This is a genomic window from Sphingobium sp. B1D7B (assembly GCF_025961965.1).
In the GTDB taxonomy this organism is placed as follows: domain Bacteria; phylum Pseudomonadota; class Alphaproteobacteria; order Sphingomonadales; family Sphingomonadaceae; genus Sphingobium.
Map to the genome: position 1 here is coordinate 1,915,234 of NZ_JAOQOR010000001.1, position 22,094 is coordinate 1,937,327.

The 22,094-nt window shown below is 63.9% G+C and carries 17 protein-coding genes; 13 read left to right on the plus strand and 4 right to left on the minus strand.

Going from position 1 to position 22,094, the window contains the following annotated elements; genetic code table 11:
- Window positions 1-403: 403 nt before the first annotated feature.
- Window positions 404-1,678, minus strand: a complete 1,275-nt coding sequence (locus M2336_RS08825) for an aromatic ring-hydroxylating dioxygenase subunit alpha (protein WP_264574667.1) — start codon at window positions 1,676-1,678, stop codon at window positions 404-406.
- Window positions 1,679-1,867: 189 nt separating this feature from the next.
- Here M2336_RS08825 and M2336_RS08830 point away from each other — a divergent pair, with 189 nt between their 5' ends.
- From M2336_RS08830 to M2336_RS08845, 4 genes are all read left to right on the plus strand, one after another.
- Complete coding sequence (locus M2336_RS08830) at window positions 1,868-2,488, plus strand: MarR family winged helix-turn-helix transcriptional regulator (protein ID WP_181558965.1); 621 nt, start codon at window positions 1,868-1,870, stop codon at window positions 2,486-2,488.
- 95 nt (window positions 2,489-2,583) lie between these two features.
- Complete coding sequence (locus M2336_RS08835) at window positions 2,584-4,074, plus strand: aldehyde dehydrogenase family protein (protein WP_264592882.1); 1,491 nt, start codon at window positions 2,584-2,586, stop codon at window positions 4,072-4,074.
- A 250-nt stretch (window positions 4,075-4,324) separates the two neighbouring features.
- Entirely contained in the window at window positions 4,325-4,594 is a 270-nt protein-coding gene (locus M2336_RS08840) for a toxin-antitoxin system HicB family antitoxin (protein ID WP_264593256.1), read from the plus strand.
- Window positions 4,595-4,613: 19 nt separating this feature from the next.
- A complete protein-coding gene (locus M2336_RS08845) occupies window positions 4,614-6,050 on the plus strand; it encodes a hypothetical protein (protein WP_264592883.1) in 1,437 nt (478 codons plus the stop codon).
- A 37-nt stretch (window positions 6,051-6,087) separates the two neighbouring features.
- On the opposite strand, the gene M2336_RS08850 is transcribed toward M2336_RS08845, so the two are convergent.
- Window positions 6,088-7,827 (minus strand): thiamine pyrophosphate-requiring protein, encoded by a 1,740-nt coding sequence (locus M2336_RS08850; RefSeq protein ID WP_264592884.1) that lies wholly within the window; start codon window positions 7,825-7,827, stop codon window positions 6,088-6,090.
- A 152-nt stretch (window positions 7,828-7,979) separates the two neighbouring features.
- Here M2336_RS08850 and M2336_RS08855 point away from each other — a divergent pair, with 152 nt between their 5' ends.
- From M2336_RS08855 to M2336_RS08865, 3 genes are all read left to right on the plus strand, one after another.
- Window positions 7,980-9,089 (plus strand): 5-methyltetrahydropteroyltriglutamate--homocysteine S-methyltransferase, encoded by a 1,110-nt coding sequence (locus M2336_RS08855; RefSeq protein ID WP_264574672.1) that lies wholly within the window; start codon window positions 7,980-7,982, stop codon window positions 9,087-9,089.
- Between the two features lie 179 nt (window positions 9,090-9,268).
- Window positions 9,269-9,739, plus strand: a complete 471-nt coding sequence (locus tag M2336_RS08860) for a MarR family winged helix-turn-helix transcriptional regulator (protein WP_264574673.1) — start codon at window positions 9,269-9,271, stop codon at window positions 9,737-9,739.
- The gene (locus M2336_RS08865; RefSeq protein WP_264574674.1) at window positions 9,729-10,562 is read left to right on the plus strand and encodes a p-hydroxycinnamoyl CoA hydratase/lyase; all 834 of its coding nucleotides are present in this window, start codon (window positions 9,729-9,731) and stop codon (window positions 10,560-10,562) included. Before M2336_RS08860 ends, M2336_RS08865 begins: the two co-directional genes overlap by 11 nt.
- Window positions 10,563-10,642: 80 nt before the next feature.
- Here the strand turns inward: M2336_RS08865 and M2336_RS08870 are convergent, their stop codons facing one another.
- Entirely contained in the window at window positions 10,643-12,070 is a 1,428-nt protein-coding gene (locus M2336_RS08870; protein WP_264592885.1) for an FAD-dependent oxidoreductase, read from the minus strand.
- A gap of 170 nt (window positions 12,071-12,240) precedes the next feature.
- On the opposite strand from M2336_RS08870, the gene M2336_RS08875 reads away from it, so the two are divergent.
- The 3 genes from M2336_RS08875 (at window position 12,241) to M2336_RS08885 (ending at window position 15,666) form a co-directional block, all read left to right on the plus strand.
- On the plus strand, window positions 12,241-13,632 hold the full coding sequence (locus tag M2336_RS08875) for an FAD-dependent oxidoreductase (RefSeq protein ID WP_264574676.1): 1,392 nt from the start codon (window positions 12,241-12,243) through the stop codon (window positions 13,630-13,632).
- Window positions 13,633-13,636: 4 nt separating this feature from the next.
- On the plus strand, window positions 13,637-14,788 hold the full coding sequence (locus tag M2336_RS08880; RefSeq protein WP_264574677.1) for an FAD-dependent oxidoreductase: 1,152 nt from the start codon (window positions 13,637-13,639) through the stop codon (window positions 14,786-14,788).
- A gap of 95 nt (window positions 14,789-14,883) precedes the next feature.
- Complete coding sequence (locus M2336_RS08885; protein ID WP_264574678.1) at window positions 14,884-15,666, plus strand: IclR family transcriptional regulator; 783 nt, start codon at window positions 14,884-14,886, stop codon at window positions 15,664-15,666.
- Window positions 15,667-15,711: 45 nt separating this feature from the next.
- On the opposite strand, the gene M2336_RS08890 is transcribed toward M2336_RS08885, so the two are convergent.
- Window positions 15,712-16,824, minus strand: a complete 1,113-nt coding sequence (locus M2336_RS08890; RefSeq protein ID WP_264574679.1) for an amidohydrolase family protein — start codon at window positions 16,822-16,824, stop codon at window positions 15,712-15,714.
- A 187-nt stretch (window positions 16,825-17,011) separates the two neighbouring features.
- Between M2336_RS08890 and M2336_RS08895 the strand changes: the two genes are divergently transcribed.
- The 3 genes from M2336_RS08895 to M2336_RS08905 are packed head-to-tail and all read left to right on the plus strand — an operon-like array spanning window position 17,012 to window position 22,063.
- The gene (locus M2336_RS08895; RefSeq protein WP_264592886.1) at window positions 17,012-19,411 is read left to right on the plus strand and encodes a TonB-dependent receptor; all 2,400 of its coding nucleotides are present in this window, start codon (window positions 17,012-17,014) and stop codon (window positions 19,409-19,411) included.
- A gap of 54 nt (window positions 19,412-19,465) precedes the next feature.
- On the plus strand, window positions 19,466-20,425 hold the full coding sequence (locus M2336_RS08900) for a TauD/TfdA dioxygenase family protein (protein ID WP_264574681.1): 960 nt from the start codon (window positions 19,466-19,468) through the stop codon (window positions 20,423-20,425).
- Window positions 20,426-20,434: 9 nt separating this feature from the next.
- A complete protein-coding gene (locus M2336_RS08905; RefSeq protein WP_264592887.1) occupies window positions 20,435-22,063 on the plus strand; it encodes a thiamine pyrophosphate-requiring protein in 1,629 nt (542 codons plus the stop codon).
- The last annotated feature ends 31 nt before the right edge of the window (window positions 22,064-22,094 follow it).

Sequence of the window (22,094 nt, forward strand, 5' to 3'; positions counted from 1 at the left end):
TTAAAGCTCTCCTGTCCGAGATCGGGTTAACAATGCGTGATGCCCGCGCATTTCATCGCAGCGGAACACCGCGTTTTGAGATCAGCCGTTCAACGGCGCAAGAGGCGCGGACGTGGCACGACGGGGAGGGCGCGATTGGGAGATCGGGCGGACGGAGCGCTCGGCTTACTCCGCTTATCGCCGCCCTGGGCTCCTCCCTGCGCAGAAGCATGGAGGATGAGAGCCAAGCTTCACGCCCGCCCAATACCCCCAGTGCTCCTGCGCAGGCAGGAGCCCAGGGCGCACCGGACGAACCTCGCAGCCATGCGGCATCCCCCAACAAAAAGCCCGGCCAGATCACGCCAGCCGGGCCAGTCTGATGCCGAGAGAGGTCGGCTGATCGTGCGCGTGTCGCCCGCCGCCCTCAGGCGTCGACATAGCCCTTATTGTCCTGGCTGATGCGCATCGCCTCCTGCTGCAGCTTCAGCACATGCGCGGGCTGGCCATATTGGAAGATGAAGCGCTTGAGGTGCATCGCACCGCCGGCTTCGATTTCCTCGGCGGTCATGCCTTCCATCACGGCGTCGCGGTGGATGGTGGGCAGGGGGATCGCCTTGTTGATCGCGGGGTCGCGGATGATCGCCTTGGGGTCTTCGCCGCGGCCGATCTTCTCCATGTCGCGCAGGAACTGGCGGCGCATCATGCCGATGCCCTTGTCGCTCAGGCCGAGATTTTCCTGCGTCCGGTCCGAGATGGTGCCCTGGCCGATCCAGGCGACGAAATCCTGGTTCATCACATGGCTGGTGATCCACTCGCCGCGCTCGTCCTTGATCGGGCCGAACCAGACCGGGATGGATTGCTGCACATAGGGCTCGGCATCGCGCGGCACGCGGGTGAAGAACCAGCCGACGCTCATCATCGTCTCATCGTCGATGGGCACGCGGAACTCGAAATGGTCGCCGGTGAACATCGCATTGGGCCACAGGCACGCGCGGCCGATGGTCCACAGCGGGTTGGTCTCGTCCGTGTCCTCGCGGATGCGATTATAGGTGTAGCCATACTCATATTCGCGGAAGTCGATCTTGAGGTGCTTGGGGCCATAGGGGCCGGTCTCGCCGCGCAGTCGCTTGCTCCAATTGGCGTGCATCCACTCGAAGTGGATCGGGTCCATCGAGTTTTCCTGCCCCTGCAGCCAGTTGCACGGCAGCTCGGAGATCACGATCTGGCGGAAGCCGTTCTTCCACGAGAAGGGTTCCCAGTCCGGCAGCTCGGGTGCGGGGAGGGGGCCCATATAGGCCCAGAGCAGCCCGGCATGGGCGCGGACCGGATAGGCCTTGATCCGCACCTTGTCCTTGTAGCGCCCCTGCGGATTGGCGGTATCCTCGAAGGGTTGCTCGGTGCAGGCGCCCTGCGCGTCGAACATCCAGCCATGATAGCTGCAGCGCAGCCCGTCGGGCTCGACCATGCCGCAGGCCATGTCGGCGCGGCGGTGGGGGCAGTGGCGGTCCATCAGGCCGAACTGGCCGGAGAGATCCTTGTAGAGCACCAGAGTCTCGCCCATGATCCGCACCGGCTTGGTCGCGCGCGTCTCGAACTCGCTTTCGCCGGCGATGGGGTGCCAGTAGCGGCGCAGCAGCTCGCCCATCGGCGTGCCGGGGCCGACGCGGGCCAGCTTTTCATTCTGTTCTGCAGACAGCATGGCGCATCCCTCCTTGGTCATCTGCCGGGAATCCGTGGGGGCGCCCGCGGACTCATGTCGTCTTTGCCAAATCGTTGTCATAGACAACAAAGTGCGTCAAGCCCGTGTTTGCGGCGCGGGCCTTTTTGTTGTGCGCGGGCAGCGGCATCCCTTATACCGGTCCGTTCGAAACCAAGGGGGACCTGTTCTGTGGCCAGAAAGAAGGCCGGCGCATCGGTGGATCGGCCGAGCTTCCGCAACCTGATGACCTTCCGCCTCCATATGGTGGCGCGCTTTTCCGAAGGGATTTCCGAGGAATATTATCGCCGGCACCTGGGGCTCTCGCTGCCGGAATGCCGCGTGATCGGCATCACCGCCAGCTATGGGTCGGTCTCCTTCAAGCAGGTCGCGGCGGATGCGCATCTGGAGAAGAGCTATGCCAGCCGCGTCGTCTCCTCGCTGGTCGAGCGCGGGATCATCGAGAAGCAGGCCAATCCGTCGGACAGCCGCTCGGTGCTGCTCCAGCTCACCGATCATGGCAAGACCGTGCACGAGCAGACCTATGCCCTCGCGCTGCGCCTCAACGAGGTGCTGCAGATGCCCTTCACCCGCAAGCAAAGCGATGATTTTCTGGCGTTTCTCGGCCAGCTGGATCAGCAGCTCAAGCGCGTGAGCGGGGTGGTGGAGGATGTCGATGCGCTGGGCAAGGTGCCCCGCATCGAGAGTGCCCCCGCGCCGGAGACCCGCAGCGACGGCGCCATGATGCTGGACCGCGCCTTCGCCCAGAAGCTGCACGACATGCTCGGCCGCTACCTCGCCGAAAACCCCTGAGCGATCCCCGCCCGATTTCGGCCAGCACGATTTCGGGGTTGTAGATTCAAACAACAATATCCATGCTCCTGCGCAAACGAGTCAGGAGACGATGGATGGGCGAGGGAACAGTGCTGGAGCGGCCGGCGAGCGTGGCGGGTGCGGACGCGCATCTCATCGGCGGCAAGCTCGTGCAGGGCGCTTTCGAGGACGGGGGGCGCAGCTTCGCGGTGATCGATCCCGCCACCGGCCGCCCCTTCGCGCTCTGCCCGGAGGCCTCGCAGGCCGATCTCGATGCCGCCGTCGCCGCCGCCCGCGCCGCCTTCCCGGCCTGGGCCGCGCGCACCCCGGAGGATCGCCGCGCGCGCATCCACACCCTGGCCGACAGCATCGCCGCCGCTGCCGATCGCCTCGCCCCCTTGCTCACCCGCGAGCATGGCAAGCCCATCGAGCAGGCGCGCATGGAGCTGACCGTCGCCGCGCATCACATGAAGCAGCTCGCCGCGCTGGAGATCGGCGATGAGGTGCTGCGCGATGATGCGCGCGGCAAGGTGGAGCTGCGCTACCATCCCCTGGGCGTCGTCGGCGCCATCGCGCCGTGGAACTTCCCCATCGCGCTCGCCATGCACAAGGTCGCGCAGGCGCTCTACACCGGCAACACGCTGATCCTGAAGCCCTCGCCCTACACGCCGCTCACCACGCTGGCGGTGGGCGCGCTCGCGGCGGATGTGCTGCCCGCCGGCGTGATGAACGTCCTCGCCGGCGGCAATGATCTGGGCGCCTGGATGACCGCGCATGAGGGGATCGACAAGATCAGCTTCACCGGCTCGGTCGCCACCGGCAAGAAGGTGATGGCCAGCGCTGCCGCCACGCTCAAGCGCATCACGCTGGAGCTGGGCGGCAATGATGCGACGCTGGTGCTGGCCGATGCGGATCTGGACAAGGCCGCCGCCGGCATCGCCCGCAGCGGCTTCTACAATTGCGGGCAGATCTGCATGGCCATCAAGCGCGTCTATGTGGCCGAGCCCGTGCGCGATGCCTTTCTGGAAAAGCTGGTCGAGAAAGTGCGCGCGCTCAAGGTCGGCCCCGGCAGCACCCCCGGCATGGACATGGGGCCCATCCAGAACCTGCCGCAATATGAGAAGGTGAAGGCCTATCTGGAAGACGCCGTCGCCCGTCCCGGCGCGCAGCTGTTGACGGGCGGGAGCGCTAGCGGGGGCACGCAGGGCGGCGCGCAAGGCGAGGGGGGCTATTTCATCGAGCCGACCATCATCGCCGGGCTGGATGAGAGCGTGCCCCTGGTCTGCGAGGAGCAGTTCGGCCCGGTCATGCCCGTGCTCAGCTTCACCAGCGAGGATGAAGCCGTACAACGCGCCAACGCCACCCGCTTCGGTCTCGGCGCCTCCGTCTGGAGCACGGACGAAACCCGCGCCCGCGCCGTCGCCGGCCAGCTGATGGCTGGCACGGTCTGGATCAACCGCCACGGCCTCAACGAGTCAGACGTGCCCTTCGGCGGCATGAAGGACTCCGGCTACGGCCGCGAGCATGGCGTGTTGGGGATGCGGGCCTATCAGGAGCTGCAGGTGGTGAGCCGGCCGGCGGGGTGAGGGGGCTAAAGCCCTCGCGCCTGAACCACCCCCGTTCGTGTCGAGCGAAGTCGAGACACCACAGCACCCGACCTCGCCTCCCGCTCATGTCGAGCGAAGTCGAGACACCTCTGGCAAATCGCTGTTTTGTCTCGACTTCGCCTAAAAGCCGGGTAGGCTTGCGAGTGACGGAAGTTATCTTCCTGCCCAAGTTGCGATCCGCATCCGATGAGGGAAGTAAAACATTAGCAAGGCATTCTATCCGCTCAAGCTGCCCGCCTCGGTAACGGCCGCCGCCGCGCGCCTCGCGAAGGAGGATGGTGTGTCGCTCAACCAGTGGATTTCCGTTGCCATGCCCAGAAGGTTGGCGTGGTCGAGACGACATCCGGTTTCCTCAAGTGCCGGGCGGGCAAGGCTCGGCCGGAGGACATATTGCCCTTTCTCGACGAATTATAGTGCCAAGCGCCGCCGGGCGAGGATGAGGTATGCAGAAGTGGATGGCCGCCTGAAAGGTTGGGCCGGTGCTAAGCTGAGGTCTTAGCTTTGTAGGGGTAGGTTCAATGGCAGCGCGTAAAAGCCTTGTTCATCCGGTATTGTTTTCAACGTATTTCGGTGTGCCTGCTGAGGCCTTTGCTCTTTCAAAGTTACTAGATCCAATTTTAAACAGCGACACTAAACTTTTTATCGACCCTTTACTGCTCTGGAAGAGCCAGCATCCGCTAATCATGAGGAAGGGCCGGAGCGCGGTCGAAGTAAATTTCCAGAATGTCATCGGTCTTCTTGATATCTCGCGGGCGGAGGGGGATGTCGCTTGGAGGGGCGCTTACAAAGCGCTCAATTTAGACGAACGAGCGGAAACGAGCCTTGGATATGGAGCCGCAGGAACCAGCGGAAGTTCACGGCCACCTGCCCTTCGCCACAGCATTTTACGCACTGCGAAAGAGATTATTACGCTTGGGGAGAAGAACCCCACGATGATCCCTTTGATGGGCTTGTTCGAGACAGGCGTTGGTCCAGATACGTTAAGCGATATGACAACGAACTTCCTGTTGCCAACCCTTGCCGAGATTACAGAAGATTTTTGCATTACTAATGACGTGCCGGTGAAGGCGTTCGGAGAATACTACGGAAACCGTAAGTTACCAGAAAATCCTTTTCACCCTGGCTCACCAGTTATTTTGGTGCCACGGGACTTACTTCGGGATTTGCCATTAGCAGCCGATTGGACTGACGTAAGCCGCGTGATCCTAGAGGTGCGTGAAATACGTGAAGCTGTAAATCGGATGTTTGGGAATTTTGCTAAGGCAACAATCGCTCAGAAGAAGGCGGCTATCCGTCGTGCGGCGTTCTCTTCTCCTACTTTGTTACGTAAATTGATCGATGCGGTGGCTCTGGCGTCGGAGAGCTACGATGAGAAAGCAGATCTCGACGGCTACTACCAATTTCGGAAAATTCTATCTGAAGATCCAGAACCTTTTCGCGGCCGCTTAGTCGCACCACCGTCGAAAGACGCAACCACCCTGCTTGAAACTGTAAAGGAAATAATGAAGCAGTTTCAAGAGATGGTAGAAGATAACAATATGTGGGAGCTGCTGTGGAATGGTAACATCGCGCGGCACGAGCGCGCTAGTCAGCTTCTATTTTTTGCCGTGGCAAACGTCATGTGTGCTGTGAACAACGTTGACATTTCACCTGAAACAAATTCCGGCGGTGGACCCGTAGATTTTAAATTTTCTAGTGGATACCGAGGGCGTGTACTTGTCGAAATTAAGTTATCTACTGGATCAGTCGTTCATGGTTACAAAACGCAACTCGAAATATATAAGAAGGCGTCTCGCTCTGCTGATGCAATCTTCGTGATTATGGACATTGGTAAAATGGGGCGAAAGTTATGGACCATTGAGAAATTGAAACGAGATGCGGAAGCGCGCGGTGAACGCGCCTCGGACATCATCGTGATAGACGCGCATCGCCAACGTTCTGCCAGCAAGCGGTAACCTGTTAGGTGCGGCACGTAATGGATTCGGACACCAGCTAGCCCCGCCCCACCTTCACCTCCACCAACACCTGCCGCTTCTCCTCCCGGATCACCCGCGCCGCCTCGCGCAGCGTGTCGGCCAGCGCGGCCGGGTCGGTCACGCGGGCGGTCCAGGCGCGTGAGGCCTGCGCGATCTTGCAGAAGTCGGGCAGCGGCTCGAGCGAGGTGATCGGCATCACATTGGCGCGCGCCGCGTGGCCCTTGGGGTAGATGCCCAGGGTCGATCCGCGCACCGCGCCCCAGATGCCGTTATTATAGACGATGGTGAGCAGCGGCAGGCCGTGCGCCTCGGCGATCTGGTGGCAGGCGACCGGATTGGCGAACATGTAGCTGCCATCGCCCACCGTCGCGACGACGAGCCGGTCGCGGTCCGCCAGCTGCACGCCCAGCGCGGCGGGGAGCCCCCAGCCGAGCCCGCCGGAAATCGGGTTCTGAAAGAACTGGTCGCCGCGCAGCCCGGTCACGAATTCCGGCTTGGCACCCAGCTCGCTGACGATGCAGCCCTGCGCGCCGATCAACTCCACGATCGCGCGGGTGACGAAGGCGGCGGACATGGGCGGCCCGGCGCGCACGGCGCTGTCCAGCTGCGCGCGCCGCGCGGCGTGGCGCCCGGCCAGCCGGGCGAAGCGGGCGGAGCGGTCCCGGGCCGGGCTCATGGCCTGCATCGCCTCGTCAAGCGCGGCGATGGTGTGGGCGGATTCGCCGGTCAGCGCCAGATCGGTGGCGAAGCCGCGCAGGGGCACTTCCAACTGGTGCGGATCGGCCCCGGCCTGGATCACCGTCGCCTGCTCGGCAAAGCCGTGGCGGTGCGGCAGCCAGGGCACGATGGCATCGAGCACCAGCACCACGTCCGCCGCCGCCAGGTCCTCGCCGGGGTCGAACCCGCCATGCATGGGCGAGGCGCCGTCGATGGAGAGCTGCGAGGGCCAGAACTCGACCACGGGGATCGCGTGGCGCTCCGCAAAGGCGGTGAGCGCGTCGAACCCGTCACCGCGGGCTCCGGTGCGGAAGGCCACGATCAGCGGGCGCGCCGCGGCATCGAGCAGCCGCGCGGCCTCCGCCAGATCCTCCGGATGCGGCGCGGCGCGGGCGGCGGCATTGCGCGGCTTGCTGTCGCGATAGGTCGTCACTTCGCACAGCGCCTCGCGCGGCAGGCCCAGATACACCGGGCCGCGCGGGCTGGAGGTGGCGATGGCCACCGCGCGGTCGACCAGGGGGGCGATCTGCTCGGGGCGGGAGAGGGTGGCGTCCCACTTCACCGGCTCGCGCACCATCGCGGTCTGGTCGCGCATGTTCTGGCCCCAGTTGATCGGCGAGTTGCGGTGGCCGAGCGCCCCATGCTCCGTATGCGGGGTGATGCCGCTGGCGAGGATCATCGGCACCTGGTCGGAGGCCGCGTTGAGCACGCCCATCACGCAATTGGCCAGGCCCACATTGGTGTGGACCATCACCGCCTGCGGCCGTCCGGTCGCCAGATAATAGCCATGCGCCATGCCGAGCGCGGCCGTCTCGTGCGGGATGAGGATGGGCGTGGGCACCTTGAAGTCCGCCACCTGCGCATGGGCAAAGCCCTCGATCACCGGCGCAAAGTCCGTGCCGCCATTGGCGAACAGATACTCGATGCCGTTGGCCGCCAGCCGCCGCAGGAAGATCTCGCCCGCCGAAGCCTCGATCATGGGGGCGTCGATATCCGCCGTCTCCGCAGGGGCAGAAACAGGTTGCGCCGGACTGACCATGAAATCTCCTATCTGTGGCAGCTTATTTTGTTGTCATTGATAACGAAAATTGTGGCTGCTGCAAGGAATCGTGCTATTGGCGAGGGGCAGGGATTGTCTCAAATGACGATCATCAAAACCGCATTCTGTTGTTGCCCAAAGGAGAGTTTTGCATGAAGCCAGCGCCGTTCCGAGCCGACCATGTGGGCAGCCTCATCCGCCCGGAATATCTCATCGAAGCCCGGAACAAGAAGGCCGCCGGCGAGCTCAGCGCGGAGGAACTGCTGACCATCCAGCAGGACGCCATCCGCGAGGTCGTGGCGCTGCAGGAAGGCGTCGGCCTCAAGTCGATCACCGACGGCGAGTATAATCGCGGCAGCTGGCACACCGATTTCTTGCTCCGCTTCGCCAATGTCGAACCCTGGCAGTCCAGCCACCGCACCACCTTCCGCAACGAGCAGGGCACGGTCGAGAGCAAGCCGCATACGGTGCGCATCACCGGCAAGCTCAGCCGCCCCAAGCCGATCTTCGTCGAGGACTTCAAGTTCCTCAAGACGGTGACGAAGGAAACCCCCAAGATCACCATTCCCTCGCCCTCGATCATGCACTTCCGCGGCGGGCGCGATGCGATCGACGCTGAGGCTTATCCGACGATGGAGGAATTCTACGCGGACCTCGCGGCGGTCTACGCCGAGGAGATCGGCGATCTGATCGACGCCGGCTGCCGCTATCTACAGATCGACGAGACCAACTTCGCCTATCTCTGCGACCCCACCCTGCGCGCGCAGGTGCCGACCAGTATCGGCGAAGATCCGGAAGAACTGCCGCACGTCTACGCCAAACTCATCAACGCGGCGATTGCGGCCAAGCCCGATGATATGGCGGTGTGCATGCATGTCTGCCGGGGCAATTTCGCCGGCCGCTGGGTCGCCGAGGGTGGCTATGATCCGGTTGCGGAGGTCATGTTCAACGAGATGAACATCGACGGCTATTTCCTGGAATATGATTCCGATCGCGCCGGTGGCTTCGAGCCGCTGCGCTTCCTGCCGAAGGGGAAGACGGTGGTGCTGGGCCTGGTCACCACCAAGCGCGGCACGATGGAAAGCCCCGATGACCTCAAGCGGCGGATCGAGGATGCGGCGAAATATGCCGATATCGATCAACTCGCGCTCTCACCGCAATGCGGCTTCTCCAGCGGCATCGGCGGCAACATGATGGATATCGAGCACGAGAAGGCCAAGCTGGAGCTGGTTGTGCGCGTGGCGGAGGAGGTCTGGGGCTGAGCCGCCGCGCGCCACGCATTACATGATCTTGTGCAGGGCGGCATCGGTAGGTGCCGCCCTTTTGCATGCGGTGTGGCGAAGGCAAAGCCGGTTGACAGTCAGCGGGATAATTATCAAGAAGCTTTATATAAAGTAGATTGTCAATTTGAACGGCCGGAGGTCGGCGGGAGAGGGGGAGCATGAGCGCGCAGTCGCGATCCGATGAAGGAAGGCCGCGGCGGCTGCTCTATCTGCTCAAGCGCGGCTACACCGCCGGCAAACTGGAGCTGGACGAGGTAGTGCGCGCGCACGGGCTGACGACCAGCGATTTCACGATCCTCTCTTTCCTCAAACGCCTCGCCCCCTGTTCCGCGGCGGAGCTGGCGCGGGTGCAGCGGGTCACGCCGCAGGCCGCCACCCAGCAACTCGCCCAATTGCGCGAGAAGAACCTCATCACCAGCGAGACCAGCGAACTCAACCGCCGGATCTCGCTCATCAGTCTGACGCCCGAGGGGCAGGCGCGGTTCGAAGCGGTCAATGCCGATGCGCGGCGGCTGGAAGAGCAACTCACGGCCGGGCTGGCGGAGCAAGAGTGCAAGACATTGCTCGATCTGCTCACCCGCCTGGTCGTGTCCATGGAAGCGAAAGGACAATCCATCGATGACAAGTGAACACACCTATGAGGCCGTGAAGGTCACGCTGGATGACGGCATCGCATGGGTGTCCCTCAACCGCCCGGCCAAGCGCAATGCGATGAATCCCACGATCAATCGTGAGATGTGGCAGGTGCTCGATGAGCTGGAGGTGCGCGACGAGGTCGGCGTCGTCGTGCTGACCGGTGAGGGGGAGGCCTTCTCGGCCGGCATGGACCTCAAGGAATATTTCCGGGAGACCGAGGGCGAATCCGCCATTGTACAGGCCCGCTTTCGCCGCGCCGCGACGGATTGGATGTGGCGGCGCCTGACGCACTATCCCAAGGCCACCATTGCGATGGTCAACGGCTGGTGCTTCGGCGGGGCATTCACGCCGCTGGTCGCCTGCGATCTGGCGATTGCCGCCGATGAGGCCACTTTTGGCCTTTCGGAGATCAATTGGGGGATCATCCCGGCGGGCAACGTCACGCGCGCCGTGGCGCAGGTGATGAACCACCGCGACAGCCTTTATTATATCATGACCGGCGATCCGTTCGACGGGCGCAAGGCGGCGGAAATGGGGCTGGTCAACCGCTCGGTGCCGTTGGCCGATCTGCGTGCCGAAACCGAGGCGTTGGCGCGCAAGCTACTCTCCAAGAACCCGACCATCCTGCGCCACGCCAAGTCCGCGTTCAAATATGTCGAGCGGCTGGATTGGGACACGTCCGAGGCGATGCTCGGCGCGATGGCGGCGACGGCGGCGGGTCAGGATACCGAGCGTGGGCGCCGCAAGGGGATGACGCAGTTTCTGGACGAAAAGTCCTTCAAGCCCGGCCTGGGCGGGTATCGCCGCGAGGATTGATCGCTCCTCGCGTGTAAGCGCCGAACCTCACCTGCTCCGCGTCCCCGCCTTGGGCAAGGGGCGCGGGGAGGGCGCCGGTCTCAATCCATCAGGACATTCAAGCCCCGGCTAGCGAGGGTTTTCCGCACTTGCTGCACCCGGACCTTGCTCCGGTCCAGATTCATGCCGCCTTCGCTCAGCAGGGCGCGCACCGCATCCGTATCGACCTGGCGGGGCGGAACGCCGTCGCGCACTGCCACGGCGGCGGCGACGCCAGCAGCCTCGCCCATGGCGATGCATTCGGGCATCAACCGCACGCGCTGATGGGCCTCATTGTCGAATGAAACGGTCTTGCCCGCCACCAGCAGATTCTCGATGCCCTGCGGGAGCAGGCAGCGATAAGGCAGGCCCAGCACGACCACCGAGATCGGCATTTCGGTGAGGTCATGGCCCTTGCCGCCCTCGCTGCCATCGGGCTTGTGACGGACCCAGCCTTTCACATTCGGGCCGCGATAGACCTTGAGGGCGATCTCGTCCGCAAAGGCGGCGCCATCGAAGATGTCATCGCGGGTGAGCGTGTAATCGCCGACGATCCGGCGGCTGTCCCGCACACCGATCTGCGGCGCCATGTCGATGAGGAAGGCGTCTTCCATGCCGGGAATGCGCTTGACGAACGGCAGGAAATCGCGCGCCCGGCGGCGACCTTCGACCTCCGCACCAGTAAGATCGGCGGCATCGGTGGGATCCCGATTGAGCACCTGCACGGCATAGAGATAGCCGATGCCATGGCGCAGATTGGCGGGCGTGGCACCGAAGATGGAGATATGATGGCCGAATGTGCCGGGCAGGGCGCCTTCTTCCTTGCCCTGGGCCACCAGCGACTTCCAGCCAGTCAGGTGGACATATTGGGCACCATCGAGCGGATTGGCGGGCGTACCCCACAGCTTGGAGAAATCGTCCGGGTTCGCGCGGGCGTGAGCCTGCATCCGTTCCCAGTCGACGCCGCCCATGCGGCACAACATCATCATGGGTTGCGGGTCTTCGCGCGGATGCATGGCGACGCCGGCCCGCGAAGCAACGTCCGCATCGCCGCTGGCATCGATGATGACGTCCGCGAGAATGGCCTGCCGGCCTGACTTGTTCTCGATGATGACGCCCTTGAGCGCGTCCCCCTCGCGGATCACATCGACGACATTGGTATTGAGCAGCAGATCGACGCCGGCTTCCACCAGCATGTCGAGCACCACCAGCTTGAGCATCTCAGGGTCGTAAGCGAGATTGAAATATTCCGGCAGGAAGGTCTCGGCTGCGGCATCATGCGCGGCGAGGCGCTGCTGCATCTCGCGCAAAATGCCGCTCATATTCTCGCAACTGAGGAATTCAGTCACGAACGACATGGGCCCGGTGCCGCCGACAACGGCGTTGCGCTCGATCAGCAGCACTTCAGCGCCATTGCGTGCGGCACGGATGGCAGCGGGGTAGCCCCCTGCGCCGGCACCGACGACCAGAACCTGCGTGCGCCGCGCCACCGGGATCTCCCGTGCGGCCTCGGTGATGGTTTCCCGTGCGGTGGGAGCCCCGAATCTCTTCTCCATGCAAAAAATAATATAGTCATATGGTTTGAGCCGCAAGCCGCGATGCTGCTTGCAAAGAATATTATAGTTAGATAGTTCCGTTCGGCGACAGCAAGGGGTGACGCATGATAGCCGTGGACGAGCAGGAGTGGATCGAGGAGCAGCCGCAGGCGGTTTCGGTGGTTGACCGGGCCGCAGTGTTGGTCTGCGGCGGCGGCGCCGGCGGCGTCGCTGCGGCTGTCGCCGCCGCGCGCAACGGCGCGGACGTGCTGATGATCGAGCGGGATACGACCTTGGGCGGCACCGGGCCGCGCTCGTTCGTCACGGAATATCACCAAGCCTTCTTCACCGGCGGGATCATGAAGGAAGTGATCGAGCGGCTGCGCGCCAATGGCGGCGCCGATCCGGACCTGGAGGACGGGCATTTCGCCGTGCCCTTCGACCCCGAAATCCTCAAATTTGTGCTGGCTGAACTGGTGAAGGAAGCCGGCGTGCGTGTGCTGCCGCAGACCTGGGTTACCGATGCGATCGTCGAGGATGGCGCTGTGCGCGGCGTGGTCATCGAGAACAAGGCCGGGCGGCAGGCCGTGCTGGCCGACGTGGTGATTGACGCGACCGGCGATGCCGATGTCGCGGCCAGGGCCGGAGCGCCGATGCAAGAGTATAATCACCCGCAGCCGATGGTCATGCTCTTCCAGATCGGCGGGGTGGATTATCGCCACAGTCAGGATCGCAAGGGTCGCACCGAAATGGTGAAGGCAGCCAAGGCTGCAGGCGTTCTGCTGGACGACGTCTATCTCGACAACTTCTCCAACTTCGGCATCGCGCCTTCCACACGGGCTGGGCAGATGGGATATATCTACGGCGTCCGTGTGCTGCATCGCGACCCTTATGATGCCGACGAGCTGACCGATGCGGAGGTCCGGGCCCGGCAGGGCGTGCGCGCGTTCATGCCGTTCCTGCGCACTGTGCCGGGATTCGAGGAGGCCTATCTCATCAAGGCAGCGCCGATGATCGGGGTGCGCGATTCCCGGCGTATCTTGGGCGATTACACGCTCACGCGCGACGACATATTGGAAGGCCTCTTCCACGCGGACGACATCTTCAAGCGCTACCACCGTCTGCCGGACACGCTCGGCTTCGTGCGCCACCCCTCGGACGGCAGCGAAACGACGGCAGCCTTCCGCGAGCGACTGGCCAACGCCAAGATGGTCACATCGGTGTTCGGCGTGCCCTTCGGTTGCCTGATGCCGCAGGGCATCGAGAATCTTCTGGTTGCCGGCAAGACCGTATCGATGAGCTATGAGGCCCATTCGCGCTGCCGGCAGATTCCCGATTGCATGGCCTTCGGTCAGGCGGCGGGCACGGCGGCGGCGCTGGCTTGCCGGGACGGGGTGACGCTGCGCGAGGTCGTCATCGACGAATTGCAGGGGCTGCTGATCGCGCAGGGCCAGAACCTGGCCGATGGCGCGATCGACATCAGCAAGGCCAAGATCCACAATATGGTGCGGGATTAAGCGGATGAGCACGACGATCATGGAACGCACAGCGGGTGCGACGCGCGGCGAGATCATGCTGCCGGGCCGTCGAACCCCGGTCTATCGGGCGGTCGACGTGCTTGTGTGCGGCGGCGGATTGTCCGGCGTGGCGGCGGCTATGGCGGCGGCGAGGGGCGGAGCGCGCACGCTCCTCGTGGAGCGCAACGTCGTACTGGGCGGCAATGGCCCCTTGTCCTTCGATATCGCGCTTACGCCCGCAGAACAGGGCATCGCGGCCGAGTTGGTCAGTCGGCTGGAGCGAAACGGCGATGCCGGGCCGGACCTTCTCGGCGATGGTCTGGTTCATGATGCCGAGGCGCTCAAATATGCGCTGCTCGATCTCGCGCAGGAGGCGGGGGTGCAACTGCTGCTCTCCAGCTGGGCGGCCGACCCAATCGTGGAGAACGGCGTCGTGCGTGGCGCGATGGTCGAGAACAAGTCCGGCCGCTTTGCCGTGCCGGCCGCCATGGTCATCGACGCCACCGGCGATGGCGAACTGGCGATGCGGGCGGGCACCGCCATGCGCGGGCTGGACGAGCCCGCCAGTATCGCCATGAATTACCGGATTGGCGGCGTCGCGTTCGATGCGGTGCTGGCCGGCCAAGCGACATGGCCTGCCCGCCTCGCCGACGCGAAGGCCTCTGGCGTGCTATCGCCCGATCAGCCGGATCGACTGGTGCTCTATGGGGTGACGCCAGCGGGGCGGGATAGGGGCGTCGCCTATGTGCGCGGGCCTTCCATGCGGGTCGATGGGGCGGCCAGCGTCGCGCAATTGGGCGCGCAGGAGGCGCGAGCGCGGACGTTGATCCGTGAGATTCTGCCCTTCCTGCGGACCCTGCCTGGACTGGAAGCGAGCTTCCTGATCGACGTTGCAGGCGCCATGCAGTCCGCGCGCCTTCGCCATGTCGTGGGCGCGCATGTGCTGGGCGCTGAGGATGCGCCACTGAAGAGCGATAGTGCGCTCATCGACGCGGCACTGCGCCCCCGCGAGTTGAGCGGGCTGTTCGTCACCGGGCGGGCTGTCTCTGCCGATCCGCGCGCCTGGGCCGCGCTGGGCACGGGCGGATCGTTACAGCTCGGCGAGCGAGCAGGCGCGCTTGCGCTCGCGCATCTGGCAGCGCGGTCTGCTGCCTGATCGCGGCAGAACTCGGCAATGGCGTCAGCGCTGAAGATTTCGTAGAAGACGCTCCCCCGGCAGCGCGGGGTTTGGGGCGGAGCGTCTTCTTTTTCATGGATTCATCGACCAACACCGATCGCGGGTCTGGCGCCCGCATGATTGCGCTGCTCAAACTGATCGGCGAAAGCGACGGGGATTGCGCGCTCAAGGATCTTGCCGCGGGCACGGGAATGCCGGCCAGCAGCGTGCATCGGCTGTTGCAGATGCTGATCCGCGGCGGGTTGGTAGAGCGGGGCGACGGCACATCCTATCGGGCCGGGCGTGAACTGTTCAGGCTGTCCGCCAACATCTTGAGCCGCAGCCATTATGTCGCGGCGGTGCGCCCCTTCCTCCGCACTCTGTGGGCGGGTTGGCAGGAGACGGCGGTGTTCTGCACCTACGATGCCCCCCATCACCGCGCCATCGTCTCAGAGCGAATCCTCACGCCGCACACGCTGCGTCATGTGCTGGAGCCCTATACTGATCTTTCGCTGACCTGGGGCTCGCTGGGCCGTGCCATTCTCGCCCATCTGGAGGCGGAGGATCTGGCGGCGGCGCTGGCGCAGAGCCCGGTGGGGCCTTTGACCGGCGCCCCGACGCCGCCGCCCGAAGTGCTGGTGGAGGAACTGGCCGCCATTCGTGAGCGGGGCTGCGCAATCTTCTACAGTCAGGAAGCCGATGTCGCGGGCATCGCGGCGGCTGTCTTCCGCAGCGGGAATGCGGTGATTGGGTCGATCGGCCTCACGATGCCGGCCAAGCGCTTCGGCACGATGGACCGCGAGCGCATGGCGAGCGACGTCATGGCGGCAGCGCGCACGCTCAGCGCTACCTTCGGCCACGCCTCCGCCGAGGCCTGACGCCCGCCCTGGCGGGCCAGGGCGGGTCGTCAGGGTTAGGCGGGATCAGGCTGGCGGGAGGTGGAAGACCTGCGCGGCATTGCGATGGCAGACCGCCTCGCGTTCTTCTCCGTCAAGCGGGGCGTGGTTGATGAAGGTGACGGAGGGCTCCATCTCCTCATAGGGATAGTCGATCGCCCAAAGCACGCGGTCTACACCCAGTACGTCGATCGCGTAGCGCAAGGCCGGGCCATGCTCCACGCCGCTGGTAGTGATGTACACGTTGCGCTTCATGACTTCGGAGGGCTTGAGCTTGCTGCCATAGGCATCGCGCCGGCGCTCGAACCAATGGTCTGTGCGCCACAGGTGGAACGGGATGTTTTCACCCATATGGCCAATCACGATCTTGAGGTTGGGCAGCTTGTCGAACACACCGCTGAGGATCAGCCGCATGGCATGGGTGCCGGTTTCGGCAGCATAGCCCCAGATCGCCGATTGCAGGCGATGATCGCGGAACGGCTCAGCCATGCCGTCTGACGGGCAGCGGGGATGGATGTAGATTGGCCGGTCGAGCGCGGCGGCGGCCTCCAGGATCGGCATGAACTTGGGGTCGTCCAGATACTCGTTATTGGTGTGCGAGTTCACAATGAAGCCGCTGAAACCGAGCTTATTGACGGCGCGCTCCATTTCCTTGGCAGCCCGGCCCGGGTCTTGCGGCGCGAAGGACGCAAGGCCGGCGAAGCGCTTCGGGTGGGCGCGGACCACTTCGGCTAGGCGATCATTGGCAAGCTCGGCCATAGCGACGGCCTGATCGGCGCGGAACATCTGCACACCCGGCGAGGTGAGCGAGAGAATCTGCATGTCGACACCTAGGCGGTCCATTTCCGCGAGCCGCTCCGTCACGTCGCGCAGGCGGCGAGTGAGGCGGTCCGGTCCGCGAGAACCAAGCGTGTTAATCAGCTGCGCGTCCAGATTGGGCCATGTTCCGGTGGCAAGGGCGGCCAGCGCGTCCTGATGCTCGGCAATCGTCCAGGCTTCCTCGACGGCGATTCGTCGCGCGGGTGCCGCGGCCGGGGGCGGTCGCATCGTGCGCGCGGTTGCGGTGCCGGTCATTGCGCTCATGGCACCGCCAGCGGCGAGTCCGCCTGCCAAAAGCTGCCTTCGATCGAACTCTGCCATTCATCCCTCCTCATTTTTCTTAGACGGAAGCTACGGCGGCGCGGCGACAAGTCAAGGCTATAATTCCAATATACGGAACAAGACTTCTGCAATATGGAATAAATTTGACATGCGCGCCGAGCGTCGCCATGGTCCCGCCCGATAACAGCCCGACGCACGGGCGTTCTGACATTGGAGGAGAGCGATGATGAAGAAGGCAGATCTTTTGTTGCAGGCCGCGAGCGCCTTGACGCTGGGCGCCGCAACCCTGGCGACACCCGCCATGGCGCAGGATGCCCCCGCTCCCCAACAAAGCGCTGCACAGCAGGCCGATGCCGATGACATCGTGGTGACCGCGCAGTTCCGCTCGCAGCGTCTGCAGGATGCGCCGCTGGCCATCACCGCCGTCTCCGGCGACATGCTGGAAGCGCGCAGCCAGACGAGCATCGCTCAGGTCGCCGCACAGGCGCCCAACGTCAATCTCGCCGAAGCGCCGGCCACCTACGGCCCATCGATCCAGGCGTTCATTCGCGGCGTCGGCCAGTCGGATTCGACGTTCGCACTGGAGCCGGGCGTCGGCCTCTATGTCGATGACGTCTATTACTCGACGCTGCAGGGCTCGATGCTCGATCTGCTGGACCTCGACCGGGTGGAAATTCTGCGCGGGCCGCAGGGTACGCTTGCGGGGCAGAACTCGATCGGCGGCGCGATCAAGCTCTATTCCAAGAAGCCGGATGGCTCGGGCGGCGGCTATGTCCAGGCAACCTACGGTAGCTTCAACCGCACCGAGGTGCGCGGCGGCCTGAACCTGACGGTCGTGCCCGATCAGCTTTTCCTGCGCGTCTCCGGCGCTGGCGTGAAGAAGGACGGCTACGTCACGCGCTACGATTACCGCTGCACCCACCCGACTTCGCCGGTGCGGACCTTCGCGATTTCCGACAATTGCAAGCTCGGCACCGAGGGCGGCAAATCCTATGTCGCCGGCCGCGGTACGTTGCGCTGGACGCCCAATGACGCGGTCGACATTTCGATCATCGGCGACATCACCCGCGACGACAGCGAGTCTGCGCCCTCCACCCTCCTCTATGTCGGCACGCTGACGGGGCCGGGGTCGAGCGCGACCGCACCTTATGTCATCGACGGCGTCCGCTATGGTACGGCCACCGGCTCGCCCTTCATCAGCTATTCGCCCTATGGCAATTTCGCGCAGGATACGTTCACGACCAGCCCGTTCGTGAGCTATGAGAATTATCTCAACTATGCCCCGCGCGATGGCACGGCGCCTTATGCAGCGCCAGCCCGTAACTCGCTCGATACCTGGGGCCTCTCCGGCAACATCACCATTGATGTCGGCGATCTGAGCATCACCTCGATCACGGCCTATCGCAGCTACAATTCGGTGTTCACATCGGCCGAGTCCTCGCCGATCAACATCGCGCTGACGGCCAATGACGTGAACCACAATCAGTTCAGCCAGGAACTGCGCGCCAGCGGTGCGATCGGTACGCTGCTGAACTATACGGTGGGCGGTTATTATTTCGAGGGCACCAGCGACGGCGGCTCGCGTGTCCAGCTTCCCACGCTGGAATTCCGCCAGAACGACCATGTCGAATCCCAGACCATCGCGGCCTTCGCCAATGCCGAACTGCATCTGACGGAGAAGCTGACGCTGATCGGCGGCCTGCGCTATACGGACATTACCAAGAGCTTCCAATATGCGCGCAAGGGCAATCCGGGGAACATCTACGGCGGCAATGCGCCGCCGTCGCTCGCCCCGCTCGATGGGCTGGTGCGGACGTTCAAGGGCGATCGTCTCGATTATCGCGGTGTCATCCAGTATCGCTGGACGCCCGACTTCATGACCTATGCGCAGATCGCGACGGGCTTCAAGAGTGGCGGCGCCAACCCGCGGCCGTTCTTCCCGGCGCAGGCGCTGACGCATGATCCCGAGACGCTGACCGCCTATGAAGTCGGTTTCAAGAGCGACCTGTTCGACCGGCTGCTGCGCCTGAACGTCTCCGGCTTCCTCAACAAGTATAACGATATTCTGGTCAGCGTTTCGACCTGTCCGACGGTGCCGGCCGCGCCCTGCGCATTGCCGCTCAACGCCGGCAAGGCGGATGTGAAGGGCTTCGAGGTCGAGGCGACGCTGCGCCCGGTTCGCGGCCTGCTGATCGATGCCTCGCTCGGCTATCTGGACTTCGACTACAAGTCGATTTCCGCCATCGGCCAGAGCGCCGGCATCACGCTCGATATGGACGCGCCTTTCGTGCAGGAATGGCGCTGGAGCGTCGGCGGCCAGTACAAGATCGAGCTAGGCGACGCCGGGTCATTGACCCCGCGCATCGACGTGAACTCGCAGAGCCCCTATTTCTCGACGGCGATCAACCGCGCGCCGTTTAACCAGGTGGAAGGGCGCACGATCGTCAATGCGCGCCTCACGTATCGCGATGTCGCCGAGGATTGGCAGCTGTCGCTGGAAGTCACCAACCTGACCGATCGGCTCTACTATGACGGCCTGTTCGACAATCGCGGATCGACCCAGTCCATCCAGGGGCGCCCGGCGCGTCCGCGGGAATGGGCTGTCACCATCAAGCGCAATTTCTGATAGATGATGGCCCCGGCCGGTCTTGCGCCGGGGTCTTGGAAGAGGAGCTTCGAGATGAACATCCAAGTGTCTCACAAGGGGCAGGCCGCCGATCAGGCGACCGGCACGATCGTGGCGGGTTTGCCCATGCCCGAGTTCAAGCGGATCACCGTCGAGCCGATCTCCGGCGCGTGCGGCTGCGAGATCAGCGGTGTGGACCTGCGGGAGCCACTGGATGACGAGACGCTCGCAGAAGTGATGAAGGCGTTCGAGCATTTTCTGGTCATCGTGTTCCGCGACCAGAATCTGACGCCCGAGCAGCACAAGGCGTTCACGCGCTACTTCGGTCCGATCACCGAGCTGCCGCAGGCGCCAACCTACGGCGAGCATCAGGACATGCAGGAAGTGCGCCGCGAAGCGCATGAGCCGGAGAACGTCGTTCCTTCCTTCGAGCACTTCCACACGGACAGCCCGTTTCTGCTGCAGCCGCCGCTCTGCGTGGTTATGCGCGCGCTGGAAGTGCCCAAATTCGGTGGCGATACCGCCTTCTCGAACGGCTACCTCGTCTATGAGCATCTCTCCGATGCCATGAAGGAACTGCTCGACGGGCTCGAGGTCGTTTACTCAGGCAAGGAAATCTGGGCGCGCAACGAGAAGCTGCCGCCGGAAAAGCGCCTGCGTCTGCGTGAATCGCACGGGTTCAGCGAAGACGAGCTGGAGAATATCCACCCGGCGGTGCGCGTTCACCCGGTCACCGGCCGTAAGGCCCTGTTCGCGACGACCGCTTATTTCAAGCGCTTCGTCGGCTGGACCGAGGCCGAGAGCCAGGCCCTGCTCGGCTATCTCCAGAGCCTTGCCCAGCACCTGCATTATCATTGCCGCGTGAAATGGAAGAAGGACACATTGATTGTCTGGGACAATCGTTTCTTGCTTCATCGTGGCGTCCATGATTTCAAGTACGAACGTCGGCATCTCATCCGCACGACGGTCATGGGCGAGAGGCCGATCGGCCCGAAAGGCCCCAGGAAGGATTGAAATTACCCCATGAAAGTCAGTGCTGCCATCGCCAACATCCTCAAGCGTGAGGGTGTAGACGTCATTTTCGGTTATCCGCGCAACGCCGTGCTGGAGGATGCCGCCGCAATCGGCATCCGCCCGGTCATCGTCCGCCAGGAGCGGACGGGCGTCCACATGGCCGATGCGCTGTCCCGCCTGACGCGGGGCAAGCGCATGGGCGTGTTCGCCATGCAACATGGGCCGGGGACCGAAAATGCCTATGGCGGGGTGGCACAGGCTTACTCCGAATCCGTGCCCGTGCTGGTGCTGCCGCAGGGCTATGCCCGCCGCATCGCCTTCGTGCCGGACAATTTCAATGCCAGCGTCTCGATGCGGGATGTGACCAAGCATGCCGAGCCGATCACGGTTGCGGCAGAAACGCAGAACATCATGCGCCGTGCCTTCACGCAGCTGCGCAATGGCCGTCTGCGCCCGGTACTGGTCGAGATGCCCTGGGACGTGTTGGGCGAAGAAATTGACGCGCCCGAGAGCTATCAGCCGGTTGTCACCACCCGCTATGCGCCCGAGCCAGACGCGGTGAAGCGCGCGGCCGAGGCGCTGGTCGCCGCCAAGCGTCCGGTCATCTACGCCGGGCAGGGCGTTCACTGGGCCGAGGCCTATGAAGAACTGAAGGCGCTGGCCGAACTGCTGGCTATCCCGGTTTCCACCAGCCTTCAGGGCAAGAGCGCGTTCGACGAGACGCACCCGCTGGCGCTCGGTTCGGGCGGTGCGGCTATTTCGGGCCAATTACGGCATTTCCTCGATGAGGCGGACCTCATCTTCGGCATCGGCTGCAGCTTCAGCGAGACGGCGTTCGGCGTGAAGATGCCGCAGGGCAAGCGGGTGATCCATTCGACGCTCGATCCGGCTGATTTCAACAAGAACGTGCCCTGCGAGATGGCGCTGGCCGGCGACGCCAAGCTGACGCTGGGGATGCTGCTCGAGGCGTGCCGCGCGCTGGTGTCAGCGCCACGCGACGCCGGGGCGGTCGCCGCGGAAATCGCCAAGGTCGAGAAGGAGTGGTTGGCGAACTGGCTGCCGCTGCTCGAGAGCGACGATGCGCCGATCAGCCCCTACCGCGTGCTCTGGGATCTCCAGAAGACCGTGGACGTTGCCAACACCATCATCACCCATGATGCCGGCAGCCCGCGCGATCAGCTGACGCCCTACTGGAAGTCGATCACGCCGCTCAGCTATATCGGCTGGGGCAAGTCCACGCAGCTTGGCTATGGTCTTGGCCTCGCCATGGGCGCCAAGCTCGCCTGCCCGGACAAGCTGTGCATCAATGTGTGGGGTGATGCCGCCATCGGCTTTACCGGCATGGACTTCGAGACGGCGGTGCGCGAGCGCCTGCCCATCCTGTCAATCCTGCTCAACAATGAGGCCATGGCCATCGAGCTGCCGGTGATGCCGGTGGCAACCGAGCGCTATCGCGCCACGGATATCTCCGGCCATTACGCCGATTTCGCCAAGGCGCTTGGCGGCCATGGCGAGCGCGTCACGCGCCCGGAAGAGATTGTCCCGGCCATTCACCGCGCGCTGGCCGCGATCGAGGCGGGGCAACCTGCGCTGATCGAATTCATAACCGCGAAGGAAACGCGCGCGTCCCGGCTGTAAAACCGGGCGACGATAAAACTGGGCGACGATA

Bases quoted from the DNA above. Each gene is read 5' to 3' on its own strand.
- M2336_RS08825 (WP_264574667.1), bottom strand. From the start codon at position 1,678: ATGCTGTCTGCAGAACAGAATGAAAAGCTGGCCCGCGTCGGCCCCGGC.
- M2336_RS08835 (WP_264592882.1), top strand. From the start codon at position 2,584: ATGGGCGAGGGAACAGTGCTGGAGCGGCCGGCGAGCGTGGCGGGTGCG.
- M2336_RS08845 (WP_264592883.1), top strand. From the start codon at position 4,614: ATGGCAGCGCGTAAAAGCCTTGTTCATCCGGTATTGTTTTCAACGTAT.
- M2336_RS08850 (WP_264592884.1), bottom strand. From the start codon at position 7,827: ATGGTCAGTCCGGCGCAACCTGTTTCTGCCCCTGCGGAGACGGCGGAT.
- M2336_RS08855 (WP_264574672.1), top strand. From the start codon at position 7,980: ATGAAGCCAGCGCCGTTCCGAGCCGACCATGTGGGCAGCCTCATCCGC.
- M2336_RS08860 (WP_264574673.1), top strand. From the start codon at position 9,269: ATGAGCGCGCAGTCGCGATCCGATGAAGGAAGGCCGCGGCGGCTGCTC.
- M2336_RS08865 (WP_264574674.1), top strand. From the start codon at position 9,729: ATGACAAGTGAACACACCTATGAGGCCGTGAAGGTCACGCTGGATGAC.
- M2336_RS08875 (WP_264574676.1), top strand. From the start codon at position 12,241: ATGATAGCCGTGGACGAGCAGGAGTGGATCGAGGAGCAGCCGCAGGCG.
- M2336_RS08880 (WP_264574677.1), top strand. From the start codon at position 13,637: ATGAGCACGACGATCATGGAACGCACAGCGGGTGCGACGCGCGGCGAG.
- M2336_RS08885 (WP_264574678.1), top strand. From the start codon at position 14,884: ATGGATTCATCGACCAACACCGATCGCGGGTCTGGCGCCCGCATGATT.
- M2336_RS08890 (WP_264574679.1), bottom strand. From the start codon at position 16,824: ATGGCAGAGTTCGATCGAAGGCAGCTTTTGGCAGGCGGACTCGCCGCT.
- M2336_RS08895 (WP_264592886.1), top strand. From the start codon at position 17,012: ATGAAGAAGGCAGATCTTTTGTTGCAGGCCGCGAGCGCCTTGACGCTG.
- M2336_RS08900 (WP_264574681.1), top strand. From the start codon at position 19,466: ATGAACATCCAAGTGTCTCACAAGGGGCAGGCCGCCGATCAGGCGACC.
- M2336_RS08905 (WP_264592887.1), top strand. From the start codon at position 20,435: ATGAAAGTCAGTGCTGCCATCGCCAACATCCTCAAGCGTGAGGGTGTA.